The sequence below is a fragment of the Segeticoccus rhizosphaerae genome (genome assembly GCF_009192725.1).
Lineage (GTDB): Bacteria > Actinomycetota > Actinomycetes > Actinomycetales > Dermatophilaceae > Segeticoccus > Segeticoccus rhizosphaerae.
In genome coordinates, this window is sequence record NZ_VOHR01000160.1 from 1 (window position 1) to 8,674 (window position 8,674).

Consider the following 8,674-nt stretch of genomic DNA (forward strand, 5'->3'; position numbering starts at 1 on the left):
CCGAGCCCGCGTGACGGTCGGCGCGGCCGGACCGACCAGCGAGCTCGCTGCTCTCCCCGACCTGTACGCCGAAGCCGCCCGGACCGTGGCCGCCCTGACCGCGCTCGGCCGTGAGGGCGACGGCGCCGCGGCGGCAGACCTGGGGTTCGCGGGGCTGGTCGTGGGGAGCTCCCCACAGATCGGACTGTTCGTCGACACGGTCCTCGGCCCGGTGGCCGACTACGACAGACGGCGCAGGACGGAGCTGCTGACCACCCTGGAGGCCTACTTCGCCGCAGGTTGCAGCCCGCGCCACGCGGCCGACTCGCTGCACGTGCACGTCAACACGGTCGCCCAGCGGATCGAACGGATCAGCGCCCTGCTCGGCAGCGACTGGCAGCAGCCGGAACGTTCACTGGAGATCCAGCTGGCCCTACGTCTGCGCCGGCTGCTTCCCGACGCCTGACACCCGCGCGATCGCTGCGGCGACCTGGCCCGCGCCAAGGCGGCCGAGCACCACGCTGTAGTGGTTCGTGCCCGGTATCGCGGTGACCCGGACGTCCTCCGGCAGCCGGAGCGCGGCGAGCCGCTGCTCGTCATACAGGCCCTGCGGCTCGTCCACCAGACCGCGCTGCGCCCAGAGGAACTCGACAGGGATGCCGGCACCGGCCGCGGTCCGTGCACCGGCGTGGACCTCCGCGTCAAAGAGCACGTCCGCGCCGTCCGCCCGCACGGCATCGAGCACGCAGGTGCTCGCCAGGGCGCCTCCTTGGGACACCAGGTCGTGCATCAGGTAGGCCTGCAGCGCACCGCCGGCCGGACCGTCGAACAACGGCCCGAGCGCCGGGTGCTCGCGCCAGAAGTCGAGGTAGGCGCCGGCATCGGCGAACTGCATCGACAGTCGCTCCATCGCCGGGCCGATGACGGCCTGCAGGGCCGCGTCCACGTCCAGGTCGGGTGGGACCGGGAAGGCGAACCCGCCGTCCACCAGCACCACCGAGCGCACCCGGTCAGGGTGGCGCGCTGCGGCCAGGGCGGCGACGAAGGCTCCCATCGAGTGGCCGACCAGCGTGAAGGTCTGGGCACCGAACGCGTCGGCCATGGCGAGCACGTCGTCGACGTGGGCGGGAAGTCCCCACGGGCCGGTGACATCGCGGCTGCCCGCCCTGCCGCGAAGGTCGGGAGCCAGGAAGCGGGTCGGCCCGGCGCTCGTCCGGCCGAGCGCCGACGCGACCGGCTGCCAGGTCAGGCCGTTGGCCGTGATCCCGTGCAGCGCCAGGACCACGTTGGGGGTGGCCGCGCCCTCGAGCAGCACCGCAGGAGAAGTCAGGTCGTGCACGTCCAGTCCACCGCCCGGCACCTCCACCCGGTATCGGTCCCGCAGCTCAACGTCCGACATCCAGACCTCCCTTGCGCCAGACCCTGGTGACCCCACCGGGTGCGAAGTACGCCACGAGGCCAAACAGCACCCGAGGACGAACAGTGTTGGTGACGGCGGCACCCGCAGCACGCTTGGCAGCTGCTCGACGAGCGTGGCGCTCGACGCGTCGACGCGTGCGGCGAAGCGGGACCGGACCCTCTGCGCAGCGAAACTACGTGAGGAGAGGGGCCGGTTCGGTGGGCCCGGCAGCCATAGCTGCGTGGGGAGCTATGTGCTCAGGACACGGGCGGGGTCAACGCCCTTGTCAGGGAGGTGGCGATGGCGTCGGGAGTGAGGCCGACCTCGTCGAGCACCTGACTGCGGGAGGCGTGTGAGAGGAAGCGCTTGGGTATGCCGTGACAGTGCACCGGCTGGGACAGCCCGGCTGCGCGCAGGGCCTGGGTCACGGCCGAGCCGATGCCTCCGGAGACGAGGTTGTCCTCGATCACCGCCACGGCCCCGGCGCCCGCGGCCAGCTGTACCAGGTCCTCGCTCACAGGCAGGACCCAACGGGGATCGACCCCGGCAACCGAAAGGCCCTGGGCCTCGAGCTTCTCGGCGACCGCGACCCCGACTTGTGCCATCGACCCGACTCCCACGACGAGCAGGTCCACCTCGTCGCGCGCCGCCGGGTGGAGGACGTCCACGCTGCCGTGGGTCGCCACTGCGTCGATGGGATCAGCCACGTCGCCCTTGGGGAAGCGCAGCACCGTCGGTGCATCGTCGACGTCGATCGCCTCGCGCAGCAGCCGCCGCACCTGTCGGCCGTCGCGTGGGGCAGCAAGCCGGAGGCCGGGGACCACGGAGGTGAGCGTCATGTCCCACATGCCGTTGTGTGACGGGCCGTCGCTGCCGGTGACACCGGCCCGGTCGAGGACGAAGGTCACCCCGGCGTGGTGCAGGGCGCAGTCCATGAGCAGCTGGTCGAAGGCACGGTTGAGGAAGGTCGAGTAGACGGCGACCACGGGGTGCAGTCCGCCGAAGGCCAGACCGGCGGCCATCGTCGTGGCGTGCTGCTCGGCGATGCCGACGTCGAAGACCCGGTCGGGGTAGCGCGCGGCGAAGCCGTCGAGTCCGACCGGGATCAGCATGGCCGCGGTGAGTGCCACCACGTCCTCGCGCTCGGCGCCGATGGCGCACATCTCGTCGTTGAACTCGTCGGTCCAGATCCGGCCGCCCGCCTCGAAAGGCAGACCGGTCTCGGGGTTGATGACGCCGACCGCGTGGAACTGGTCGGCCTCGTCGTGCTCCGCGGGCGCGTAGCCGCGCCCCTTCTGGGTGAGGACGTGCACGAGGACCGGGCCGCCGTAGGCGCGGGCCTTGCGCAGGGCGCTCTCGACCGCCTGCTCGTCGTGTCCGTCGACGGGCCCGAGGTACTTGAGCCCGAGGTCCTCGAACATCCCCTGCGGCGCGACGATGTCCTTCAGGCCCTTCTTCATGCCGTGCAGGGTGTCGTAGACGGCCGGGCCGAGCACCGGTGTGCGGTTGAGCCGGTTGCGGCCCCAGGCCAGGAACCGCTCGTAGCCCTTGGTGGTGCGCAACGTCGCCAGGTGGTCAGCGAGGCCGCCGGTGGTCGGCGCGTAGGACCGCTCGTTGTCGTTGACCACGATGACGAGCGGCAGGTCCTTGTCCACCGCGATGTTGTTGAGCGCCTCCCACGCCATCCCGCCTGTGAGGGCACCGTCACCGATGACCGCGACCGTATGACGTTCGCGCTCCCCGCGCAGTCGGTGCGCCTTGGCGATGCCGTCGGCCCACGACAGCGACGTCGACGCGTGCGAGTTCTCCATCACGTCGTGCTCGGACTCCGCACGTGAGGCGTAGCCCGACAGTCCGCCCTGCTTCTTCAGCTTGCTGAAGTCATGCCGGCCCGTGAGCAGCTTGTGGACGTAGGTCTGGTGGCCCACGTCGAAGACGATCGTGTCGCGGGGTGACTCGAAGACGCGATGCAGCGCGATGGTGAGCTCGACCACGCCGAGGTTGGGCCCGAGGTGTCCCCCCGTCCGGCAAACCGAGTCGATGAGGAACTCGCGGATCTCCTTGGCGAGGCCGTCGAGCTGGTCGGGCGACAGGGCCCGGAGATCATCCGGCCCGTTGATCGATGCGAGCACACCCACGATGGTGACAGTCCTTCCGCGACGGCGACTCCCGAGTGTAGATCAGAGCCGGGGTATGTACTGCTTACCCCGAAGGGCGTCCTGCAGTAGTCGGGCGCTTCGCGCCGCCCCCCTCAACCGTAGGCCCTCGGCCTCGAGGTTCTCGAGGACCTGCTCCAGACCGTCGGCCGGCAGCACGTCGCCCAGCTCCACCCGGGCCTGCCGGTAGGCCTCGCGCATGGCGGCCAGCTGGGCGTCGACGTGGCGCACGGTCACCCAGGCGAGGGCCACCGGGTGGCGGCGCCACGCGGCATACGCGCGGTAGTCGGGTGGGCAGTGGTCGAGCAGCCACGAGGCGGCGGCAGGCTGCCACCCCGGGGCACCCGGTGGCGGCACCGCGGCCGGCCAGCCGGGAGGGGTCGCGCTCACGCCTCCAGTCTGCGGGCTCCTACCGACAGGGCCCCAACCGGACATGCCGGATCCGCGAAACCGCGGAAAACGCACGCGCCCGGCACGCTCGCGGTCGATCTGGCCCCAGCCCGGTGACCACTCAGGTGCGATCGGACAGGTAGCTGACAGGTCGGCCGGGGAAATGGGCCCGCCACTCATCCGACAACCGTCGCGGCACGCCCGGCACCCCGACCTCACGCATGACGTCCACGATCCGGCGCAGGGTCTGGTCCGGACTCACGAAGATGCCGGACGAGATCACCGTCACCCGACGCCACTTCCCCCTGTCGAGGTCCTCCCGCCGGTAGATGTCGGACTCCCAGGTGGCGTCGTCCTGCACGTGGTGCCTGCCGTCGTACTCGATCGCGAGCCGGTGGTCCGGGAACGCCAGATCGAACCGAAATCGCCACGAGCCGTCGGGCCACCGGATGACGTGGTTGACGGTTGGCTCGGGCAGTCCGGCCAGGACCATCAGCATGCGCAGCCGCGTCTCCATGGGAGAGTCCACACCGGCTCGGACGAACCTGGCCGCACGCCGCGCGCGCACGGCGCCGGGCCCGTGCCAGTCGTCGGCCGCCTCGACCAGGTCGTGGGGCACGACCCGCTTCGACTTGACCAGGCTGTCACCCAGCACCACCAGGTCGACCAGCCCCATGGCCGAGGCCAGCTCGAGGAAGGACCGAGCAGGCGTGGACACCCGGACCCCGCTGTCGATGATGACGGCGCCCAAGGCGCTGCGCTCCGAGGTGACAGCGTGGTGCAGGTCCGCGCACTCGTGCGAGCGGATCCCTTGTCGCTGGCACCGGGTCGACCCCGGGGCCGCACACACGTGGATGAGCGGCTGGTCCGGGACGACACCTCCCCAGATCCTCGCCGCGGTGAAGTGGCTGGCGTGCGAACCAGTCGGCGACACCAGGAGCGCAGTCGCCGCCTCGATCATCGGCGTCGGAGGGACGGCGGCATCGACATAGACCCCCCAGACGATCCGTCGAAAGTTCCCACTCGTCAGGGCACGCCGGCTGATCCCGGATCTCAACGCCTGCGCCCTCGTGAACGGCTTCGAGGTGTCCAAGCGGGGCTCTGACGCGACGACAGTCTCCTGAAGGGGCACGACTCAGCGTCGCGCAGACGGCCCGGGTCCCGCAGACGTCGTCCACAGCCCCGGCCCATGCGCACCGGGCACGATTCGCGAAACCGCGGAAAACGCACGCACATCGGCCCGCGCGCGTCCGACCCTGGCCCGAGACGGGCGACAACCGGCCGTATGCCGTGAGGTGACCTCACGGCATACGGCTGGTTCGGTGCGTCAGGCCTTCGCGTCGACCAGCGAACGCAGGACGTACTGCAGGATCCCGTCGTGCCGGTAGTAGTCGGCCTCCCCGGGGGTGTCGATCCGCACCACCGCGTCGAATGACACCGGCTCGGCCCCGTCTCTCCTGGCCGTGACGCGTACCGTGCGCGGCGTGGCACCGTCGTTCATTGCCGTGATGCCGGAGATGTCGAACGTCTCGGTGCCGGTGAGGCCCAGGGACTCGGCGTCCTGGCCGTCGGGGAACTGCAGTGGCAGCACGCCCATGCCGATCAGGTTCGACCGGTGGATCCGCTCGTAGGACACCGCGATCACGGCCTTGACGCCGAGGAGCCGGGTGCCCTTGGCCGCCCAGTCGCGGGACGAGCCCGAGCCGTACTCCTTGCCGGCGAGCACGACCAGGGGCACGCCTGCCTTCGCGTAGTTCTGTGCCGCGTCGAAGATCGTGCTCTGCTCACCGTCGCGGGTGAAGTCGCGGGTGAATCCGCCGGAGACGTCGTCGAGCAGCTGGTTCTTCAGCCGGATGTTGGCGAAGGTGCCGCGGATCATCACTTCGTGGTTGCCGCGACGCGAACCGTAGGAGTTGAAGTCCTTGCGCTCGACGCCGTGCTCGGTGAGGTAGACGCCGGCCGGGCTGTCCGCGCGGAACGATCCCGCCGGGCTGATGTGGTCGGTCGTGACCGAGTCACCCAGCTTGGCCAGCACCCGGGCCCCGGAGATGTCCTCCAGCGGCGCCGGCTCCAGTCCCATGCCCTCGAAGTAGGGGGGCTTGCGCACGTAGGTCGACTCCTCGGCCCACTCGAACGTCTTGCCCTCGGGGGTCGGCAGCGAGCGCCAGCGCTCGTCGCCCTGGAAGACGTCGGAGTAGTCGGAGGTGAACATGTCCTTGTCGATGGACGACTCGACCACGTGCGCCACCTCGGCTGCGTCCGGCCAGACGTCGGCCAAGAAGACGTCCTTGCCGTCGGCGTCGGTGCCGAGCGGCTCGCTCTGCGGGTCCCAGTCCATCGTGCCGGCGAGGGCGTAGGCCACCACCAACGGCGGTGAGGCCAGGTAGTTCATCTTGATGTCCGGGTTGATCCGGCCCTCGAAGTTGCGGTTGCCGGACAGCACCGAGACCACCGCGAGGTCGGCCTCGTTCACGACCTGGGAGACCTCCTCCGGCAGCGGGCCGGAGTTGCCGATGCACGTGGTGCAGCCGTAGCCCACCAGGTGGAAGCCGAGCTTCTCCAGGCAGGGCACGAGCCCGGCCTTGGCGTAGTAGTCCATGACGACCTTGGAGCCGGGCGCCAGGGAGGTCTTGACCCACGGCTTGGCCGTGAGGCCCTTGTCGACCGCGTTGCGGGCAAGGAGGGCGGCGGCGACCATCACCGAGGGGTTGGACGTGTTGGTGCACGAGGTGATCGAGGCGATCGCGACGTGGCCGTGATCGAGCTCGGTCCGGGTGCCGTCGGCCAGGGTCAGCGGCACCTTCTTGCTCGTGCGCCGGATACCGCCGGCCGCCGTGCCGTGGTGCGGCGCGTCCTGCGCCAGCTGCTCGGGGCTCTGGCCGTCCACGGCCGGGGCGTCGCTGGCGGGGAAGGACTCCTTGCCGGCTTCGTCGACCATCGAGTCCGCGTCGGCGGTGACGTAGTCGCGCAGCGAGGTGCGGAACGACGACTTCGCGTCAGTGAGGGAGATGCGGTCCTGCGGGCGCTTCGGCCCGGCGATCGACGGCACGACGGTGGACAGGTCGAGCTCGAGGTACTCGGAGAACTCCAGCTCGCGGGACGGGTCGTGCCACAGCCCCTGCTCCTTGGCGTAGGCCTCGACCAGGGCGACCTGCTCGTCGCTGCGGCCCGTGAGCCGCAGGTAGTCCAGCGTCACGTCGTCGACCGGGAACATCGCTGCGGTGGAACCGAACTCGGGGCTCATGTTGCCGATGGTGGCGCGGTTGGCCAAAGGCACGGCCGCGACGCCCTCACCGTAGAACTCGACGAACTTGCCGACGACCCCGTGCTCGCGCAACTGCTCGGTGATGGTCAGCACCACATCGGTCGCGGTGGCGCCGGCAGGGATCTCGCCGGTGAGCTTGAAGCCGACGACCCGGGGAATGAGCATCGAGACCGGTTGTCCGAGCATCGCGGCCTCGGCCTCGATGCCGCCCACGCCCCAGCCGAGGACGCCCAGACCGTTGACCATGGTGGTGTGCGAGTCGGTGCCCACGCACGTGTCGGGGTAGGCCAGGCCGTCGCGGTCGAAGACCACGCGGGCCAGGTGCTCGATGTTGACCTGGTGCACGATGCCGGTGCCCGGAGGGACGACCTTGAAGTCGTCGAACGCGGTCTGACCCCACCGCAGGAACTGGTAGCGCTCGCCGTTGCGCTCGTACTCCAGCTCGACGTTGCGTGCGAACGCGTCGCGGCTGCCAGCGACGTCGGCGATCACCGAGTGGTCGATGACCATCTCGGCCGGGGCGAGCGGGTTGATCTTGCCGGCGTCACCGCCGAGCTCACTGACGGCTTCGCGCATGGTGGCGAGGTCGACGATGCAGGGCACGCCGGTGAAGTCCTGCATGATGACGCGCGCCGGCGTGTACTGGATCTCCGTGCTGGGCTCGGCCTTCGCGTCCCACTGGGCGACCGCGCGGACCTGGTCGGCGGTGATGTTCACGCCGTCCTCGCCCCGCAGGAGGTTCTCGAGCAGGATCTTCAGGCTGTAGGGGAGCCGGTCGCTGCCCTCGATGCTCGCGAGCCGGAAGATGTCATAGGACTTCTCACCGACCTCGAGCTTGCCCTTGGACCCGAAGCTGTCCGTGCTGCCAGTCATCCGCCGCTCCTTCGTCGATTTATCTTGACGTCAAGATACATTGAACCACACCCGGGTCGCCCGGTCTCGGCTGGGCCGCCAGCCAGCCCCTGCGCTGACTCCCGACGGGTTTCGGGTGACGCAACGGGCGGTCGGCTCACCGCCGTTCACGCGGCTCTTCGCGGACCAGTGTGGCGATGCACTCGACGTGGTGTGTCATCGGGAAGGCATCGAAGGCGCGCAACCGGTCCAGCCGATAACCCGCGTCCTTCGCGTAGGCGAGGTCCCGGGCCAGCGCCGCGGGGTCGCAGGCGACGTAGGCAATGGCTCGGGCCCCGAGGGCCGCGACGTCCCGGATGACTCTTCGACCAGCCCCGCTGCGCGGGGGGTCCAGCACCACGAGGTCGGCACGGATCCCTTGGCGCACCAGCGGTCGCAGAACCCGGTCGACCGTGCCCCCGCGGATCTCGACTTGTGGGAGGGCCCGCAGGTTGTCCTCGGCGTCGGCCACCGCGCCGGCGTCGGACTCGATCGCCAGGACGGCGCCGTCCTCGCCCACCGCGTGGGCGAGCGCAGCGGCGAACAGCCCCACGCCGCAGTAGAGGTCGACCGCACGGTCACCCGGCCGCGGCG

Annotated in this window: 7 protein-coding genes; 1 reads left to right on the forward strand and 6 read right to left on the reverse strand. The window is 70.4% G+C overall.

Going from position 1 to position 8,674, the window contains the following annotated elements; genetic code table 11:
* A partial coding sequence (locus tag FRW57_RS13120; protein WP_162529351.1) for a PucR family transcriptional regulator occupies positions 1-445 on the forward strand: 445 nt, incomplete at its 5' end.
* On the opposite strand, the gene FRW57_RS13125 is transcribed toward FRW57_RS13120, so the two are convergent.
* The 6 genes from FRW57_RS13125 to FRW57_RS13150 form a co-directional block, all read right to left on the reverse strand.
* Positions 413-1,378 (reverse strand): alpha/beta fold hydrolase, encoded by a 966-nt coding sequence (locus FRW57_RS13125; RefSeq protein ID WP_152186179.1) that lies wholly within the window; start codon positions 1,376-1,378, stop codon positions 413-415. The genes FRW57_RS13120 and FRW57_RS13125 overlap by 33 nt on opposite strands.
* A gap of 257 nt (positions 1,379-1,635) precedes the next feature.
* Positions 1,636-3,516, reverse strand: coding sequence for a 1-deoxy-D-xylulose-5-phosphate synthase (dxs, locus tag FRW57_RS13130; RefSeq protein WP_152186180.1), 1,881 nt, complete (start codon positions 3,514-3,516; stop codon positions 1,636-1,638).
* A 42-nt stretch (positions 3,517-3,558) separates the two neighbouring features.
* Entirely contained in the window at positions 3,559-3,924 is a 366-nt protein-coding gene (locus tag FRW57_RS13135; RefSeq protein ID WP_238384605.1) for a hypothetical protein, read from the reverse strand.
* Positions 3,925-4,045: 121 nt separating this feature from the next.
* Entirely contained in the window at positions 4,046-5,017 is a 972-nt protein-coding gene (locus tag FRW57_RS13140) for a hypothetical protein (protein WP_238999421.1), read from the reverse strand.
* A gap of 234 nt (positions 5,018-5,251) precedes the next feature.
* Positions 5,252-8,062, reverse strand: a complete 2,811-nt coding sequence (locus FRW57_RS13145) for an aconitate hydratase (protein ID WP_152186181.1) — start codon at positions 8,060-8,062, stop codon at positions 5,252-5,254.
* 136 nt (positions 8,063-8,198) lie between these two features.
* Positions 8,199-8,674 (reverse strand): class I SAM-dependent RNA methyltransferase (locus FRW57_RS13150; protein WP_152186182.1); only part of this gene is annotated, 476 nt, incomplete at its 5' end.

Excerpts from the sequence above, each read along its gene's own strand:
- FRW57_RS13145 (WP_152186181.1), bottom strand. The coding sequence starts at position 8,062 with ATGACTGGCAGCACGGACAGCTTCGGGTCCAAGGGCAAGCTCGAGGTC.
- FRW57_RS13125 (WP_152186179.1), bottom strand. The coding sequence starts at position 1,378 with ATGTCGGACGTTGAGCTGCGGGACCGATACCGGGTGGAGGTGCCGGGC.